Origin of the sequence: Kitasatospora sp. NPDC087314, from assembly GCF_044744365.1 — a bacterium.
GTDB lineage: Bacteria > Actinomycetota > Actinomycetes > Streptomycetales > Streptomycetaceae > Kitasatospora.
In genome coordinates this window covers 206,192-222,181 of record NZ_JBIUYE010000009.1, presented here as the reverse complement: position 1 = coordinate 222,181, position 15,990 = coordinate 206,192, and the positions used below count along the sequence as shown (strand labels likewise).

Here is a 15,990-nt window from a genome sequence, read left to right as displayed (position 1 = left end):
CGTCAGGTCCGGTGCGGGCGGAGAGCGGCGCGCAGGCGGGCGTCGGGGAGGACGGCGGGGCCGTTCATGGCGACGGCGGTGAGCAGTTCGCGCTCCTCGTCGTCGGCGAGGCCGCGCTGGCGGGCCGGGCGGACCTCGCGCAGCACCTCCTGGCCGACCGGGGACGCCCAGCGGGTGTACGGGTAGACGTCGACCCGGGCCATCAGCAGGGTGCCCGAGGTGAGCACCAGTGGCAGGGAGAACCAGGCGAGCGGGGCGAGGGCGTCACCGCCGGTGAAGCCGCTGAGGGCCAGCGCGGCGGCCAGCAGGAGCAGCGACAGCAGCAGCGCGTGCCGCACCTGCCGGACCACCAGGACGGTGCTGCGCTGAATCAGGGCCGGGGTGGCCAGGCCGGCCAGCGAGAGCCGGGCGCCGATCTCCAGGACGGTCGGGTGCTCGGCCATCGCCCGGCGCAGCTCGTCGGTGCGGCACTGGCCGTCGGGGCCGACGGTGGTGATGATCGCGCGCTCCAGGCGGCTGCGGCCCTTGGGGTCGACCACCGTGGTCCAGCCGGTGTGCGCCAGGTGCAGCCGGCCCCGGCCGGCCATCAGGACGAGGGCGAGTTCGACCACCCGGCCCGGGCCGCCGGCCAGGTAGGCCGTCTCGTACAGGCCGATCCCGACGGCCTCCGGCGGCCGCATCCCGTCCGCCTCGGCCAGGGCGTCGGCGGCGGCGGTCGTCCGGACCAGCCGGATGCAGGACAGGACCGCGGCGACACACGCCGGTATCAGGAACAGCAACCACATGGGCTTGTTGTATGCCTGGGCCGACGGCGCGGGGAACGGCTTACCGGACCGCGATACCGAACTGTGACGTCAGGAGCCGCAGCCGCCGCCACCGCAGCTCGACCCGCAACTCGACGAGGACGAGCCGCAGCTGGAGGACGAGGACCCGCAGCTGGAGGACGAGGAGCCGCAACTGCTGGAGCTGGAGCCGCAGCTGCTGCCGCTTCCGCCGCAGGAGTGGGAGCCGGAGCCGGAGTCGGAGGAGCCGCACCAGGCCGCGGAGCCGCCCCCGCAGGAGGAACCGGAGGAGCTGGAGCAGCTGGACGAGCCGGACGAGGAGGAGCTCGTCGAGGAGGAGTAGGCACTCGCGGCGGCCGACTTCACCGCCTCCTCCTGGGCGGCCGCCAGCATCACCTCCTGCAGTTCGTCGTTCTCCAGCCCGGCGGCGGCCAACCCGCCGAGCGCGAGGGCGCCCAGCAGCACGCCGCCCGTCATCTTCGGCGACAGGCCGGCGCTCGGCGTCCACGGCGAGCCGACCGTCATCAGGGAGAGCTGGCGCTGCCCGGCCGGGGTGATCCGGCCCTCGACCGCCGGGGTGACGAGCAGGCTGACCACGCCGATGAACAGGAGCAGCAGCGGGATCCACACCGCGGGCCGGTCGGAGCCGGCGCCGCCGTCGTCCAGCACGTAGGCGAGGACGGTGAAGACGACCACGCCGAGCAGCGCGAGCCAGAGCAGGCGCCGGGCGGTGCGGGCCCGCCGCAGCCGCTCGGGCCGGCGCATCAGACCGCGGTCGGCGAGCCGGTCGCCGATCTCCTGCACGGCGGCGGAGCGCATCACGGCGCGGCGCAGCGGGGCGAGTTCACGGCTGCCGCCCGGGCCGACGGCTTCCAGGATGGCCTGGTCGACGGCTTCGTACGGCTTGTGGCCGATGAGGGTGACCAGGCCGGCCCGGTTGACCACGGCCCGCTCGGCCAGGTGCATCCGGACCAGGGCGGTGTCGAACACCCGGCCCGGGCCGCCGGACAGGAACGCGGTGTCCATCAGCGGCAGGCCGCGGCCGGGCAGGCCCCGGGCGTACCGGACGTGGCCGATCCGCTGCCTGGTCCGGGTCGCGTACAGGGCGGCCGCCGCCAGCAGGACGGCGGGGATGACGAAGTAGCTGTTGTGCCACATGGGCGGGTTCCCCCGAGGTGTGCGGTGAAGGCGGGTACTCAGCGCCGCAGGGCCTGGCGCAGACGGGCGAGCGGGCCGGTCGGCCGCTCGGGGGCCGGGTGGAGCCACTGCTCCAGGGCCCGGCGGCGGTCGGCGGCGAGTGGGCCGCCGTCGGCCAGCGCCCAGGCGGCGAAGGCCCGGGCGTCGGCGCGGTAGCCGACGGTCTGCGGGTGCCGGCGGGCGTAGCCGAGGAACAGCGGCCCGTACTGCGGGCCGAGCAGGCGGGGCAGGTCGGGGACCACCTTGGCGACGGTGTCCCGTCGTTTGGTGGCCAGGCCGGTGGACTGGGCGCGGACCTGGTCCGGGTCGAAGCCGGGCGGGACGGGGCCGCCGGCCACCAGGGCGGCCAGCAGCTCCTTCTGGCGCCGTGCCAGCCGGGCGCGGGCGGTGCCGGTCGCGCACTCGCCTCCGGGGCGCTCGGTCCCGGTGCCCTTCGGCTCGGCGCGGGTGGGCAGGTTGCCCATCCGCCGGGTGCTCCCCTCCAGCACCCGGCGGATGGCGTCCAGTTCACCGGCCAGCTCGGTGGGCGGCGGGAAGGCGGCGTCCCGCTCCAGCAGGACGCCGGGTGGTGCGATCCGCGCGCAGAGTTCGGCCAGGACGTCCAGCACCGGTTCGGTGACGGGGTGGGCGTGCGTGTCGTGCCAGACCCCGTCGACCAGGGTGCCGCCCGCGACGTGGACGTAGGCGATCGCCTCCAGCGGCAGGCGGTCGAGTTCGGCGGCCGGGTCGACGCCGAGGTTGACCCGGTTGGTGTGCAGGTTGGCGACGTCGATCAGCAGCCGGACGCCGGTGCGCTCGACCAGTTCGGCGAGGAACTGCCCCTCGGTCAGTTCGTCGTCGGGCCAGGCCAGCTGGGCGGCGATGTTCTCCAGGGCGAGCGGGACCGGGAGCTGGTCCTGGGCGATCCGGACGTTCTCGGCGATGACCCGCAGCGAGTCCCGGGTGCGGGGGACCGGCAGCAGGTGGCCGGCCTCCAGGCCGCCGGCCCGGACGAACGCCAGGTGCTCGGTGACCAGCGGGGATTCGAGCGCGAGCGCCGTCTCCGCGAGCCGGGCGAGCCGGGCGGGGTCGGGCAGGTCGGCGCCGCCGAGGCCGAGCGCGACGCCGTGCGGGACGACGGTGACGCCGCGGGCGCGCAGCACCGTCAGGGACTCGGGCAGGTGGTCGGCGCAGATGTTCTCGGCGACCACCTCGACCCAGTCCAGGCCGGGTTGGCGTTCGACCACGGTGTCGATCTCCGCGCGCCAGCCGAGGCCGACACCGAGACGGTTCGCGGCGGCGTGGTCCGCGGCCGTCCGGTCCACGGTCGTCCGTTCCGCCGCGGTCCGGTCCGCGGTGGCGGGGCCGGCGGTTGCCCGTGCGGGCAGTTCCAGTGCAGGGGAGGTCATCGGTTCGCCCCCTTCGGAGGGCTGGGTGGGGAGGGCCGTCGGGTGGTGCGGGCGTCGTCGCCAGGACCGCGCGGCCGTGCTGCTGAGGATGTCCCCGGGCGGGGTGGCTGCCAAGCCTCACCCGGTCATCTCAGAGCATTATTTGAGCTTGCCGTCCTGGTGATGAGGGACTTTAGTCCCCGGACCCGGACGTTGCCGCAGGTGGGGTGCCACAACGGCGGGCCCGCCGCCGGAAAATGCGCAGCGGCGGACGGCCCACCGCGGATAGCGTGCGAATCCATGACTTCGAAGACCTCATTGACGATCCGTGACTTCCGCCCCGACGACGCCGAGGCGGCCGTGGCCGCGCACCGGGCCGGGCGCGAGCACCTGGTGATGACCGCCGAGAACCTGGTCTGGATGAACGACCGGCAGCTGCCCGGCGAGCACTTCCGTACCTTCGTCGCCGAACTGGACGGCCGGGTGGTCGGCTCGGTCCGCTGCGCGGTGGCGGTCGGGACGACGACCGTGGGCGTCGGCTACGCCAACGGCAGCGTGCTGCCCGAGGCCCGGCGGCGCGGCGCGTTCACCGGTCTGCTCGCGGCCGCCGAGCGGCACCTGGCCGAGCGCGGCGTGACCGAGGTGCACGGCTGGGTGGACGACGCACCCGGGTCGCTGGCCTTCGCGGCCGCCCGGGGCTTCGTGATCGGGCGACAGGGCTACTTCTCCGGACGGGACCTGACGCTGCCGCTGCCGCAGGCGCCCGTCCTCCCGGCCGGCGTGGAGCTGCGCCCGGGGACCGACTGGGCGGACGACCCGCTCCCGCTCTTCGTGATCGACGAGGACGCGAGCCGCGACGAGCCCGGCGAGGTGGTGCTGGACGCCACCGAGTACGAGGACTGGCGGCAGGGCGTCTGGAACCGGCCGGACCTGGACCAGGCGCTGACCACGGTCGCCGTGGTGGAGGGCGAACCGGCCGCGTTCACCATCGCGCAGACCGACGGACGGGGCCTGTACTGGTCCGGATTCACCGCCTGTCGTCGGCAGTTCCGCGGGCGGGGCCTGAGCAAGCTGGCCAAGCTGGAGTCGCTGCGGCTGGCCGCGGCGGCCGGTGTCCGGCACGCGTACACCGCCAACGACGCGACCAACGCACCGATGCTCGCGATCAACGCGTGGCTGGGGTACGAGCGCTGTGCCGGGGAGTTCAAGGGGATCAAGCGGTTGGGCGCCTGAAGTCGCCACCCGGCACGCGGATGTGACGGTACGTCGGAATGGCCGGAGCCGGATCGGTTGAGGATATTCCCCGGGAGGGCGGCGGGGAATTGTGCCGGTGGGGGTGTTCGGGGTGCGGTAACGGGGGTATTCCGGTCCGTCGGCGGGGACTTACCTGAGGGCACACAGTTCGTGGCCGAGTCTTCCCCCGGGGGAATGATATGGAGATCCTGCTTCAGGTCCTGATCGCCTCGGTTCCGGCCGTGATCGGTTTCCTCGCGGCCCGTTCCCTCGCCCGCACCCGGCTGTTCCTGCAGTACGGCTTCCTCCGGGCCATGCTCGCCCCGTACGGCCGGGTGCAGATCATCACGCCGAGCATCGAGGTCGAGGAGTTCGCCTTCGCCGTGGACGGCTGTCAGCTGACCAGTCGGGGGCCGAAGAACGTGCTGTTCATGCCGATGGCCGAGGCCAGGGCGATAGCGCAGCTGACGGACCTGCTGCGGAAGGTCAACCGGAAGGCGACGATCGAACTGGTCGTGGCCGGCGCGCAGGACCCGCGGATGCCGACCTTCTCGATCGGCGGCCCGGGCGTCAACTCCTACTCCCGGGGCGTCCTGGACGCGGTGTTCCCGGACTTCGGCATCGAGTACCCGGACGAGGCCCGCGCCCGCTGGGGCGGAATGACCTTCGAGTCGCTGTACAACACGGCCGGGGAGCTGATCCGGGACCACGGTTTCATCTTCGTGACCCGGACGCCCCGGCAGGCGCCGTGCATCGTGCTCTGCGGGGTGTTCGCATTCGGGTCCGCGATGGCGGTGGAGGCGCTGGCCGCGGCGGGCCGGCAATCGCCACTGGCGGCGATCTTCCGCTCCGGGGAGAAAGGATTCGTCGCGGTCGAGGGGCGGGTGATCGGCCTGGACACGGTGGACGTCACGGTCGAGGTCTGCCGGATCCTGCCGACGCCCTGAGTCGGGCCCCGCCCTGGTCTCCGTCCCGGCCCCTGCCCAGATCGCCGGGCGGGGCGTCCGGGCACTCAAGGTGTCCACGGACGATCCCGAACATTGAGACGATTGGTCTCGACCACCAGGGGTGAAACCGGACAGCTCGGGAGAGTCTGGGGCAGCAACTCCTGGCGGTCGTACAGGTTTTGCCCCACTCCTGACACGGTATGGGCATAATCGCGCACATGACGATCAACCGTGCGAACGTGAGCGCGATTGCCGAGGACCTGTACGTGTGGCTCCCCCCGAAGCGGGGCTGGGGCCTGGCCAACTGCGGGCTGCTGGCCTCGGCGAAGACCGCGCTCTGGATCGACACCCCCTACGACCCCACCCTTGCCGGGGAGTTCCTGGCCGCCAGCCGCCGCCTGCTGCCGGCCGGGGTCGAGGTCGACCGGGTGATCGTCACCCACGCCAACGGCGACCACCTGTGGGGCGCCGGGGTCGTCCCGGACGCCGAGGTGATCTCCACCCGCGAGGCGCTGGAGCACATCCACTACGAGCCCACCCCGCAGCAGCAGCACGCGCTCGTCGTCGGCGGCGACCCGGACTCCCCGCTCGGCGGCTACCTCCGGGAGCACTTCGGACGGTTCGACTGGTCCGCCACCGCGCCCGTGCACCCGGACACCGTCTTCACCGGCGAGCTGGAGCTGCGGGTGGGGGAGTACCCGGTGCAGGTGACCGGGCTGCCCGCCGCCCACACCGGCGGCGACCTGATCGTCCACTTCCCGTACCAGCGCACCGTGTTCACCGGCGACGTGATCTTCGGCTCGACCCCGGAGTACCCGGGCGACCACCCGGTGCACTGGGCCGGCCCGCTCGAGAACGTGATCGCCGCCTGCGAGCTGGTGCTGGCCACCGGCGCGGAGATCTTCGTCCCCGGCCACGGCCCGGTGCTCGACCGCGACGGCGTCCGCGCCCAGATCGCCTACCTGGAGTACGTCCGGGAGCGCGCACACGCCCTGCACACCGCCGGGCTCCCCGCGCTGGACGCCGCCCGGCGGGTGATAGCCGAGCAGCGGCACCCCGAACTCGGCCTGCCCGAGCGCCTGGTGCTCACCATCGCCGCCGAGTACCGGCACCTGGACGGCACCGAGGTGCCGAACGTCCTGGAGGCCATGAGCGAGGTCGCCCTGGTGGCCCGCGAACTGGCCGAGGACGCCGCCCGCATCCCGCGTCCGCGCGCCGCCGTCCGGGACTGACCGCCCGGGACCGACCGCCCGCCGCGCCCGGTCCGGACCGCCACCCGTCCGGCCGCGGCAGCAGCCCACCGGCCAGGACCCCCTGAGGATTCCAGAGGACTTCGATGACGCAGATCGCGCTGATCGCCCTGGCGCTGGTCGCCGCCGCGACGGCGGCCCTGCTCGCCCGCGGCCGGGCCCGGGCCCTCGCCCGGGCGGTCGCCGCCGAGACGGCCCGCGGCCACGGCGAGGAGCGCGCCCGCGCCGCCGAGGGCCGGCTGGCCCGCGCCGAGCAGCAGTTGCGCGAGGCACAGGAGGCCGCCCGGCGCTCCGTCGAGGAGACCCGCCACGCGGAGAGCCGCTACCGGGCCGCGGAGGAGCGCGGCCGGGAGGCCGAGAGCCGCGGCCGCGCCGCCGAGGACGCCACCCGGGAGGCCGACCAGCGGGCCGCCGCCGCGGGCACCCGGGCCGAGGAGGCCGAACGGCGGCTCGCCGCCGTCGAGGCGCACACCGCCGCCCTGCTCGCAGAGATCGGCCACCTCGCCCAGGAACGGGTGGCCGCCACGGCCGTCCGGCTCAGCCACGCCAACGCCCCGCTGGTCGGCCCGCTGGACCCGCAGACCGTCGGCCCCGAGGCGGTCCGGGCGCTGCAGTCCGTCCTGGATGCCACCACCGCCGCCCTCACCGACGAGCGCGAGCGGGTCGACGCCGCCGCCCGCGCCGCCATGCGCGGCGCCACCTCCCGGATCCAGACCCTGCTCTACCAGATCCAGAGCCTGGTCCAGCAGCTCCAGGACGACAACGACGACCCCCGGCTGCTGGAGGTCGACTTCCGCAACGAGGTCGCGCTGCGCCGGATCCAGACCGTCGCCGTGCTCTGCGAGGCCTGGCCGGGCCTGGCCCGCACCGACTCGCCGCTCGCCGAGGTGGTGGTCGGCGCGCTCTCCCGGGTGCCCGGCTACGCCCGGATCAAGGTCGCCAACCACCTGCGGGAGCAGCGGCTCGCCGTGGTCGCCCGGGCCGCCGAGCCGCTGGCCATCACCGTCGCCGAACTCCTCGCCAACGCCTCCGCCTACTCGCATCCGGAGACGGACATCCCGGTCACCGTCCAGCAGGGCGGCCGCGGCGCGCTGGTGATCATCGACGACAGCGGCATCGGCATGGACGACGACCAGCTGCGCCGGGCCCGCCGACTGCTGGCCGGCCCGCCCGACGTCCTGCTCACCGAACTCGGCAACCCGCCCAAGACCGGCTTCGCCGTGATCGGCAAGCTGGCCCGCCAGTACGGCTTCTCCTGCCACATCGAGCCCTCGCCGTACGGCGGGATGCGCACCCTCCTGCGGATCCCGGCCGCGCTGGTGACGGTCGTCGACGACGAGCAGCAGCTGTCGGTGCTCACCCCGCTGCCGCTGCGGGCCGGCGCCGGCCCGGCCCCCGCGCCCACCGTCCAGGCCGTCCCGCCGATGCGCGACGCCGACGAGGGCGACGGTCCGCCCGCGCTCGCCGACCGGCACAACCAGCCGGGCCCGCACCCCGCGCCCGCCATCCACGTGGTGCCCGACGCGTCGGCCGGCCCCGCCGACCCGGCCGACGACGGCACCGGCCTGCCCAGCCGGCGCCGCCGCCGTCCGCTCCCCGCCGACGGCCCGGACGCTCCCGAGGCCGCCGCCCGGCCGTCCGCCGCACCGGCCGAGCCGCCGGTCCGGACGCCCGAGCGGGCCGCCGAGCAGTGGCAGGCACTGCAGCAGGGCACCGGCTCCGGCCGGGCCGCCGTGACCCGGGCCGCCCGTGAGATCCGTACGACCGACGAGACCCGTACGACCGACGAGACCAGCCCGGACGGCGGGACCGGCACGACGGGCGAGCCCGGCCCGCCCGCGGCCGCCCGCGACACCGGTGCCCGCACCACCGGCCGCCCGCCCGCCCCGACCCCTGAAGGAGCCGAGCAGTGAGCAGCACGCCCAGCCCGACCACCACCGACGAGATCTCGTGGGTGCTGACCCCGCTGCTGGAGCTGCCGGGGGTGCTGCACGCGGTCATCGCCACCGGCGACGGCCTCGTCGAGGGCGCCTCGGACGGGCTCGACCGGGCCTCTGCCGAGCGGGTCGCCGCGATGACCGCCACCGTGCACGCCGCCGCCCGCGCGTTCACCAGCGCCTTCACCGACACCGAGCGGCCCCGGCTGGCCCAGACCGTGGTCGAGTCCGACCTCGGCTACGCCGTCGTCGTCCCGGCCGGGGAGAACACCTCACTCGCCGTGTTCACCTCCCCGGAGGCCCAACTCGGCAACGTGGCCTACCAGATGCAGGTGCAGGTCGCCGCCCTGGGCCGTGCCCTCGCGAGTCCGACCCGGCAGCAGGACAGCACCGCCCGATCATGACCGCCGTACCTCGCAGGCGGATGGTGCCCGCCTACCTGGCCACCGGCGGCCGCACCCGCCCCGGCACCGCCGGCTTCGACCGGCTCACCGTGCTGTTCGCGGACCGCGCTGAACCGCCGCGCGAACTGGAACCCGAACACCACCGGCTCTGGGAACTGCTGCGCCCCGGCGCGCTGACCGTGGTGGAGGCCGCCGCGCACCTGCGCCTGCCGGTCAGCGCCACGGTCTTCCTCGCGGCCGATCTGGTCGAGGCGGGCTGCCTGCGCGCCCGCGCGCCGATCCCCCGCGCCCGGCAGACCGACCGCTCCATCGTCGAGAGGCTCCTCGTTGGACTCCGTGCGCTCCGGTAGCCCGGCCGACCGGCCGAGCCGGGTGGGCTACCTGCCCGACCGGGACCAGACGCTGATGAAGCTGCTGGTGGCCGGCCCGTTCGGGGTCGGCAAGACCACGCTCATCCGCACCCTCTCCGAGATCGCCACCCTGCACACCGAGGAGGCGATGACCGAGACCGGACGGCCGGTGGACGACCTGGCGGGCCTGCCCGAGAAGGCCACCACCACGGTCGCCGTCGACTTCGGCCGGCTGACCCTGCCCGGCAACCTCGTGCTCTACATGTTCGGCACCCCCGGCCAGCGCCGCTTCTTCCCGCTCTGGCAGGACATCGCCCGCGGCGCGCTCGGCGCCCTGGTGCTCGCCGACACCCGACGGCTCGCCGACTCCTTCGAGATCATGGACATGGTCGAGGAGCAGGGCCTGCCGTACGCCGTCGCCGTCAACTGCTTCCCGGACGCGCCGGTCCACTCGGTCGAGGTGCTGCGCGCCCACCTGGACCTGCACCCCGCCACCCCGCTGCTGCTCTGCGACGCCCGCGAGCGCGGCGCCAGCCTCGACGCGCTGATCGCGCTGGCCGAGCACGTCCTGGACGGCCTGCCCGCCGAGGCAGCCCCCGCCCCTGCCGCTCCCGTGCCGCCCGCCCCCGCCCCTGCCGCCTCCGCCGCCGAGGAGCGCCCGTGACCACCGAGACCCGCCCGACCCCGATCTACGGCCCGGTCTTCGCCGCCGATCCGCAGCTGGTCTACGACCGGATGCGCCGCCACGGCGCGGTCGCCCCGGTGGAGCTGGCGCCCGGCGTCGAGGCCCTGCTGGTCACCGACTACCAGGCCGCCCTGGACCTGCTGCGCGACACCGACACCTTCTCCAAGGACTCCCGCGCCTGGCAGCGCACCGTCGCGCCGGACAACCCGCTGCTGCCGGTGCTCGGCTACCGCCCGACCGCCCTGTTCAGCGACGGCGAGGTGCACGCCCGCTACCGCGCGGTGATCACCGACGGCCTCGCCCTGCTCGAACCGCACCGGCTCCAGCGCCGGGTCGCCGAGGTCGCCCACCAGCTGATCGACCGCTTCGAGGCGGCCGGCACCGCCGACCTGATCGCCCAGTACGCCCGCCAGCTGCCCGCCTTCGTCCTCACCACCTGGTTCGGCGTGCCCGAGGAGCACAGCGCCCGACTGGTCGCAGGGATCGCCGGGATGATCGAGTCCACCGAGAAGGCCGTCGCCGCGTACGGGGACCTCGTCGCGGTGGTCACCGCGATGGTCGCCGAGCGGCGCGAGCGGCCCCGGCACGACCTCGCCTCCTGGTTCGTCACCCACCCGGCGGAGCTGGACGACGAGGAGGTGATCCGGCAGATCACCCTCACCATGATCGCCGGGCACGAGCCGACCACCAACCTGATCGGCAACGCCCTGCTGCGCCTGTTCACCGACGCCCGCTACGCCGGCTCCCTCATCGGCGGCGCGATGACCGCCTACCAGGCGATCGACGAGGTGCTCTGGCACGAGCCGCCGCTGGCCAACCTCTCCGCCCACTACCCGCGCTACGACATCACCTTCCACGGCCGGGAGATCCCGGCCGGCACCCTGGTGCTGGTCTCCTACGCGGCCGCCAACTCGCAGGCCGCGCCGCCCACCGACGGCACCGAACTGCGCAGCGGTGAGAGCGCCCACCTGGCCTGGGCGGCCGGCCCGCACGCCTGCCCGGCCCGGGACCCGGCGCTGCTGATCGCGATCACCGCGATCGAGCAGCTGACCAGCCGGCTCAGCGACCTCGAGCTGGCCACCCCGGCCGAGGACCTGATCTGGCGCCCCGGCCCCTTCCACCGCGCCCTGGTCCACCTCCCGGTCCGCTTCGCCCCGGTCGCCGGATAGCACGGGACGGCACGGGACCGCACGAAGGCCCGGACCGCCGTCACGGCTGCCCGGGCCTCCTGTGCCGTCCTACTCGGCCGGCTTCAGCGTCAGCGAGACGCTGTTGATGCAGTAGCGCTGGTCCGTCGGCGTGCCGTAGCCCTCGCCCTCGAACACGTGGCCCAGGTGCCCGCCGCAGCGGGCGCAGCGCACCTCGACCCGGCGCATGCCGAGCGTGGTGTCCTCGATGTACTGGACCCGGTCCCCGGCCAGCGGCGCGTAGTACGACGGCCAGCCGCAGTGGCTGTCGAACTTGGTCTCGGAGCTGAACAGCTCCGCGCCGCAGGCCCGGCAGCCGTAGACACCGACGGTCTTGGTGTCGGTGTACTCACCGGTGAACGGGCGCTCGGTGCCCGCCTCGCGGAGCACGTGGTACTCCTCGGGGCTCAGCTGGGCCCGCCACTCGGCCTCGGTCTTCTCGATCTCGTAGCTCATCACGGCTCCCGGTCGGGGTACGTCAGACGTTGGAGGCAACGTTCGAGAGGTGCTTCAGGCTTCCCTTGATCTCGTCCAGGACGGCCGGCCCCAGGTTGGTGACGTCGCCCGCGCCCATGGTGAGCAGCAGGTCGCCCGGGCGGGCCAGGCCGGCCAGCAGGGCAGGTGCGGCGGCGAAGGAGTGCTCGGCGGCGACGTCGGCGCCGGCCCGGCGGGCGGCGTCGATGATCAGCTCGCTGGTCACGCCCGGGATCGGGTCCTCGCGGGCCGGGTAGATGTCCAGCACCACCGAGGCGTCGGCCAGCGCCAGCGCCTGGCCCATCTCCTCGGCGAGCTGCTGGGTGCGGCTGAACAGGTGCGGCTGGAAGACCACCAGCACCCGGCCCTCGCCCTCCAGACCCTCCCGGATCGCCTCCAGGTCGGCGGTCATCTCGGTCGGGTGGTGGGCGTAGGAGTCGACCACCTGGACGCCGCCGGCCTCGCCCTTGAGCTGGAGGCGGCGGCGCACGCCGGTGTAGGCGCCGAGCGCCTTGGCCAGGTCGGCGGCCGGGACGCCCAGCGCGACGCCCGCGGCCAGCGCCGAGACCGCGTTGTGCGCGTAGTGCCGGCCGGGCACCGAGACGGTGAAGACCAGCTCGGCGCCGTCCAGCTCCACGGTGACCTCGCTGGTCATGCCGTGGGCGACCACCGAGCGGACCCGGACGTCGGCGTCCTCGGCGGCGCCGACGGTCACCACGGTGAGGCCCTCGCGGCCGGCCACCCGGGCGGTCAGCTCGCGGGCACCCTCGTGGTCGGCGGAGACCACCAGGGTGCCGCCGGGGGAGATCCGGCCGACGAAGGCCTCGAAGGACTCGTAGATCTCCTCGATCGAGGCGTAGTTGGCGTGGTGGTCCAGTTCCACGTTGAGCACGATCGCCACCTCGGGCACGTACTTGTGGAAGCTGCGGTCGCTCTCGTCGGCCTCGGCGACGAAGATCTCGCCGACGCCGTGGTGGGCGTTGGAGCCGGGCGCGTCGAGGTCGCCGCCGATCGCGTAGGACGGGTCCAGTCCGAGCTCGCCGAGGGCGACGGCGAGCATGCTGGTGGTGGTGGTCTTGCCGTGGGTGCCGGCCACCGCCAGCGCCCGGCGGCCGCCCATCAGCGCGGCCAGCGCATCGGAGCGGTGCACCACCGGGATGCCACGGTGGTGGGCGGCGGCCAGCTCCGGGTTGTCGGCGCGGATCGCGCTGGAGACCACCACGCTGCTGGCGCCGTCCGGCACGTGCTCGGCCGCGTGGCCCACGTGCACCGTCGCGCCGAGGGCGCGCAGCGCGAGGACGGTCTCGGACTCCTTGGAGTCGCTGCCGGAGACGCTGGCGCCGCGCACCGCGAGGATCTTCGCCAGGCCGGACATCCCGGCGCCGCCGATGCCGATGAAGTGCGGGGCGTGCAGGTCGTGCGCGGCGTCGTTCAAGGCGGGGCTCCGTAGGGCGATGGGGACCCCTCCCGCCCGGCGGCGGGCGAGGAGGGCGGGACAGATCGGGCGGACGAGGGGAATCGTCCTCGCGGGCGGACCGCAAGGACGATTCTGCACCACCGGCCGGGTGACTCAGGGCCTGTCCGGCCGATCCTGCCGGGCCCGCGCAGACCGACCCGACAGGTCCTAGGAGTCGCTGGCGAACAGCCGCAGCACCGGAACCCCCACCTTGTGCCGGGCCTGGGAGGCCCAGTCGCGGTGGAAGAACTCCTCCACGAAGTGCGGGGAGGTGAGCACCACCACCTCGTCCGCCCGGTGTTCCTCGACCGCCGCCCGCAGCCGGTCCAGCGGCTTCTCCTCGACCAGCTCGCCGACCGCCTCGGCCCCGGCCTCGCGCAGGTGGCGCAGGCTGTGTTCGAGCGACTCGGAGGCCACGGTCGGCCCGGTCTCGGACTCGTCGTGCTCGTGCACCATCTTGTCGAGGTGGCCGAGCGCGACGTCGTCCAGCGCCCGCAGCAGCTCGTCCTGCTTGCCGCGCGGCTGCATCAGGACGACGAAGGAGACCTTCTCGTCGCTGTGGAGCGTGGTGACGAGCTCCACGTCCGCGTCGGAGAGAGCCTTTTCGATCATCAGTACCGTCTTGAACACGTGAGTCCCTTCCAGTGGCCGGCCCCCGGGCCCCGGCATCGGATCCCATGGTGCCCGGCGGAAGCTTTCGCCACGCGCCGCTCGTCCGGGCTCCCCCGGCACACCGGCCACGTGGACGAAGGCCCCACTGGGGAACGGGATCGGGACCTGGGGGTCACGGGGTCAGCGGACGCAGGTAGCGGGTGAAGAGGAATCCTTTCTGCTCGATCAATGAGACCAGTCGCATCCGCTGCACGTCAGGCATTTCCGCATCGTGGATGATCCGCGGCGCGTCGCCGCCCGTGATCAGCGGGGCGAGCGACAGGCACAGCTCGTCCAGCAGGCCCGCCGCCGCCAGCTGTCCCAGCAGCCGCGGGCCGCCCTCGCTCAGCAACCGCGTCCAGCCCCGTTCCGCCAGCGCCGACACGCCCGCCCGCAGGTCCACCGACCCCTCGCCGGCGAGCACCAGGTCGGCCACTTCGGCGACCGCCCGGCGGCGCTCCTCGGGTGCGTCCGCGGTGGTGATCACCACCGTCCTGACCAGCGGCGCGGTGAACAGCGGCGCGCTCAGGTCCAGGGTCAGCGAGCGGCTCACGATCGCGATCGCCGGGGCCGGAGCCTGCCCGGCCGCCGCCCGCGCCGCCGCGAACTCGGCCCGGGCCCGGGCCGGCCGGTAGCCCTCCGCACGGACCGTCTCCGCGCCCACCAGCACCACGTCCGACAGCGCGCGCAGCACACCGAAGATCCGCTTGTCCGCGTCCCCGGACAGGCCCTCCGAGAGGCCGTCCAGCTTCGCCCCGCCGTCCAGGCCGGCCACCATGTTGGCGCGCAGCCAGGGCCGCCCCCGGTTCACCTGGTCGGGGTACGCGTAGACGGCGGCGAGCGACTCCAGCGAGGCCGGGTCGGCGACCGGCTCGCCCAGCGGGCTGATCAACTGTTGCATGCCAACAGTCTTCCACCGGAGGCCGTCCGGAGGGGGGTGGGAGCAGGCGTACCCTCTACTAACGTGCCCGCAGCTCCCCGCCCCGACACCGCGACCGAGTCGATAGCCGCCGCGAGCGCGGCCGGCTCCCCGATCGCGCTCGCCGACCGCCGCCCCGTCGTGCCCGCCGAGCGGCTGGTCGCCGAGATGGTCCCGCCGCCCCGGTTCTCCGACGTGAGCTTCGGGACGTACATCCCGGACCCGAACCAGCCCAGCCAGTACGAGGCCGTCCAGGTCCTGGAGCAGTTCGCCTCCACCCTCGGTGGAGGAAACGGTTCCGCGCCCAAGCGCAGCTGGTTCCGCCGCTCCGCCCCCGCGCCCACCGGCCCGGCCGGCGTCTACCTCGACGGCGGCTACGGCGTCGGCAAGACCCACCTGCTCGCCTCGCTCTGGCACGCCGCGCCCGGTCCCAAGGCCTTCGGCACCTTCGTCGAGCTGACCAACCTGGTCGGCGCCCTCGGCTTCCAGCAGGCCGTCCGGACCCTCTCCGGGCACACGCTGCTGTGCATCGACGAGTTCGAGCTCGACGACCCGGGCGACACCGTCCTGGTCTCCACCCTGCTCGGCCGCCTCGTCGACAACGGCGTCAAGCTGTGCGCCACCTCGAACACCCTGCCGGAGAAGCTCGGTGAGGGCCGCTTCGCCGCCGCCGACTTCCTGCGCGAGATCCAGGGTCTGTCCGCGCACTTCCGCCCGATGCGGATCGACGGCCAGGACTACCGCCACCGCGGCCTCCCGGACGCCCCGCCGCCCTACCCCGGCGAGACCGTCGAGGCCGTCGCCGCCCGCACCCCCGGCGCCTCCCTGGACGACTTCGACACCCTCCTCGCCCACCTCTCGGCCGTCCACCCCAGCCGCTACGGCGCCCTGCTCGACGACGTCACCGCCGTCTGCCTGCGCGGCGTCCGCCAGGCCGACGACCAGTCCACCGCACTGCGCCTGGTCGTCCTCGCCGACCGCATGTACGACCGCGAACTCCCCATCACCGCCTCCGGCCTCCCCTTCGACCAGGTCTTCCCCGAGGACATGCTCCGCGGCGGCTACCGCAAGAAGTACCTCCGCGCCATCTCCCGCCTGGTCGCCCTCGCCCGCGACAGCGCGAAGGCCTGAGCCCGTAACCCGCGACTCCG

General features: G+C 74.3%; 16 protein-coding genes. 9 read left to right on the top strand and 7 right to left on the bottom strand.

Annotated elements, in window-relative coordinates:
- Positions 1 to 2: 2 nt before the first annotated feature.
- The 3 genes from ACIO5E_RS21290 to ACIO5E_RS21280 form a co-directional block, all read right to left on the bottom strand.
- Positions 3 to 785, bottom strand: coding sequence for a TIGR04222 domain-containing membrane protein (locus tag ACIO5E_RS21290; protein ID WP_400670019.1), 783 nt, complete (start codon positions 783 to 785; stop codon positions 3 to 5).
- A 69-nt stretch (positions 786 to 854) separates the two neighbouring features.
- Positions 855 to 1,940 carry a TIGR04222 domain-containing membrane protein gene (locus tag ACIO5E_RS21285; protein WP_400670017.1) on the bottom strand — a complete coding sequence of 362 codons (1,086 nt, stop codon included), beginning with the start codon at positions 1,938 to 1,940 and terminating at the stop codon, positions 855 to 857.
- Positions 1,941 to 1,978: 38 nt separating this feature from the next.
- Positions 1,979 to 3,367 carry a DUF692 domain-containing protein gene (locus ACIO5E_RS21280; protein WP_400670014.1) on the bottom strand — a complete coding sequence of 463 codons (1,389 nt, stop codon included), beginning with the start codon at positions 3,365 to 3,367 and terminating at the stop codon, positions 1,979 to 1,981.
- 279 nt (positions 3,368 to 3,646) lie between these two features.
- Here ACIO5E_RS21280 and ACIO5E_RS21275 point away from each other — a divergent pair, with 279 nt between their 5' ends.
- From ACIO5E_RS21275 to ACIO5E_RS21240, 8 genes are all read left to right on the top strand, one after another.
- The gene (locus ACIO5E_RS21275) at positions 3,647 to 4,579 is read left to right on the top strand and encodes a GNAT family N-acetyltransferase (protein WP_400670012.1); all 933 of its coding nucleotides are present in this window, start codon (positions 3,647 to 3,649) and stop codon (positions 4,577 to 4,579) included.
- Between the two features lie 200 nt (positions 4,580 to 4,779).
- Complete coding sequence (locus tag ACIO5E_RS21270) at positions 4,780 to 5,526, top strand: hypothetical protein (protein ID WP_400670011.1); 747 nt, start codon at positions 4,780 to 4,782, stop codon at positions 5,524 to 5,526.
- A gap of 218 nt (positions 5,527 to 5,744) precedes the next feature.
- On the top strand, positions 5,745 to 6,758 hold the full coding sequence (locus ACIO5E_RS21265) for an MBL fold metallo-hydrolase (protein ID WP_400670008.1): 1,014 nt from the start codon (positions 5,745 to 5,747) through the stop codon (positions 6,756 to 6,758).
- Positions 6,759 to 6,862: 104 nt separating this feature from the next.
- Entirely contained in the window at positions 6,863 to 8,689 is a 1,827-nt protein-coding gene (locus tag ACIO5E_RS21260; protein ID WP_400670006.1) for an ATP-binding protein, read from the top strand.
- Positions 8,686 to 9,117 (top strand): roadblock/LC7 domain-containing protein, encoded by a 432-nt coding sequence (locus ACIO5E_RS21255; RefSeq protein WP_400670003.1) that lies wholly within the window; start codon positions 8,686 to 8,688, stop codon positions 9,115 to 9,117. Before ACIO5E_RS21260 ends, ACIO5E_RS21255 begins: the two co-directional genes overlap by 4 nt.
- Positions 9,114 to 9,467 carry a DUF742 domain-containing protein gene (locus ACIO5E_RS21250; protein WP_400670001.1) on the top strand — a complete coding sequence of 118 codons (354 nt, stop codon included), beginning with the start codon at positions 9,114 to 9,116 and terminating at the stop codon, positions 9,465 to 9,467. The genes ACIO5E_RS21255 and ACIO5E_RS21250 overlap by 4 nt, the downstream gene beginning before the upstream one ends.
- A 55-nt stretch (positions 9,468 to 9,522) precedes the next feature.
- Positions 9,523 to 10,131: a GTP-binding protein gene (locus ACIO5E_RS21245; RefSeq protein ID WP_400670354.1), complete on the top strand. Its 609-nt coding sequence runs from the start codon at positions 9,523 to 9,525 to the stop codon at positions 10,129 to 10,131.
- Complete coding sequence (locus ACIO5E_RS21240) at positions 10,128 to 11,321, top strand: cytochrome P450 (protein WP_400669998.1); 1,194 nt, start codon at positions 10,128 to 10,130, stop codon at positions 11,319 to 11,321. The genes ACIO5E_RS21245 and ACIO5E_RS21240 overlap by 4 nt, the downstream gene beginning before the upstream one ends.
- Positions 11,322 to 11,390: 69 nt before the next feature.
- On the opposite strand, the gene msrB is transcribed toward ACIO5E_RS21240, so the two are convergent.
- The 4 genes from msrB to ACIO5E_RS21220 form a co-directional block, all read right to left on the bottom strand.
- Complete coding sequence (gene msrB / locus ACIO5E_RS21235) at positions 11,391 to 11,795, bottom strand: peptide-methionine (R)-S-oxide reductase MsrB (protein ID WP_400669995.1); 405 nt, start codon at positions 11,793 to 11,795, stop codon at positions 11,391 to 11,393.
- Positions 11,796 to 11,817: 22 nt separating this feature from the next.
- On the bottom strand, positions 11,818 to 13,248 hold the full coding sequence (murC, locus tag ACIO5E_RS21230) for a UDP-N-acetylmuramate--L-alanine ligase (RefSeq protein WP_400669994.1): 1,431 nt from the start codon (positions 13,246 to 13,248) through the stop codon (positions 11,818 to 11,820).
- A gap of 189 nt (positions 13,249 to 13,437) precedes the next feature.
- Entirely contained in the window at positions 13,438 to 13,899 is a 462-nt protein-coding gene (locus ACIO5E_RS21225) for an indole-3-glycerol phosphate synthase (protein WP_400669991.1), read from the bottom strand.
- A 154-nt stretch (positions 13,900 to 14,053) separates the two neighbouring features.
- A complete protein-coding gene (locus ACIO5E_RS21220) occupies positions 14,054 to 14,821 on the bottom strand; it encodes a pyrimidine reductase family protein (protein WP_400669989.1) in 768 nt (255 codons plus the stop codon).
- Between the two features lie 102 nt (positions 14,822 to 14,923).
- Between ACIO5E_RS21220 and zapE the strand changes: the two genes are divergently transcribed.
- A complete protein-coding gene (gene zapE / locus ACIO5E_RS21215; RefSeq protein ID WP_400670352.1) occupies positions 14,924 to 15,970 on the top strand; it encodes a cell division protein ZapE in 1,047 nt (348 codons plus the stop codon).
- The last annotated feature ends 20 nt before the right edge of the window (positions 15,971 to 15,990 follow it).

Coding starts and splice junctions, on each gene's coding strand:
- ACIO5E_RS21290 (WP_400670019.1), bottom strand. CDS start 785: ATGTGGTTGCTGTTCCTGATACCGGCGTGTGTCGCCGCGGTCCTGTCC.
- ACIO5E_RS21285 (WP_400670017.1), bottom strand. CDS start 1,940: ATGTGGCACAACAGCTACTTCGTCATCCCCGCCGTCCTGCTGGCGGCG.
- ACIO5E_RS21280 (WP_400670014.1), bottom strand. CDS start 3,367: ATGACCTCCCCTGCACTGGAACTGCCCGCACGGGCAACCGCCGGCCCC.
- ACIO5E_RS21275 (WP_400670012.1), top strand. CDS start 3,647: ATGACTTCGAAGACCTCATTGACGATCCGTGACTTCCGCCCCGACGAC.
- ACIO5E_RS21270 (WP_400670011.1), top strand. CDS start 4,780: ATGGAGATCCTGCTTCAGGTCCTGATCGCCTCGGTTCCGGCCGTGATC.
- ACIO5E_RS21265 (WP_400670008.1), top strand. CDS start 5,745: ATGACGATCAACCGTGCGAACGTGAGCGCGATTGCCGAGGACCTGTAC.
- ACIO5E_RS21260 (WP_400670006.1), top strand. CDS start 6,863: ATGACGCAGATCGCGCTGATCGCCCTGGCGCTGGTCGCCGCCGCGACG.
- ACIO5E_RS21250 (WP_400670001.1), top strand. CDS start 9,114: ATGACCGCCGTACCTCGCAGGCGGATGGTGCCCGCCTACCTGGCCACC.
- ACIO5E_RS21245 (WP_400670354.1), top strand. CDS start 9,523: ATGAAGCTGCTGGTGGCCGGCCCGTTCGGGGTCGGCAAGACCACGCTC.
- msrB (WP_400669995.1), bottom strand. CDS start 11,795: ATGAGCTACGAGATCGAGAAGACCGAGGCCGAGTGGCGGGCCCAGCTG.
- ACIO5E_RS21220 (WP_400669989.1), bottom strand. CDS start 14,821: ATGCAACAGTTGATCAGCCCGCTGGGCGAGCCGGTCGCCGACCCGGCC.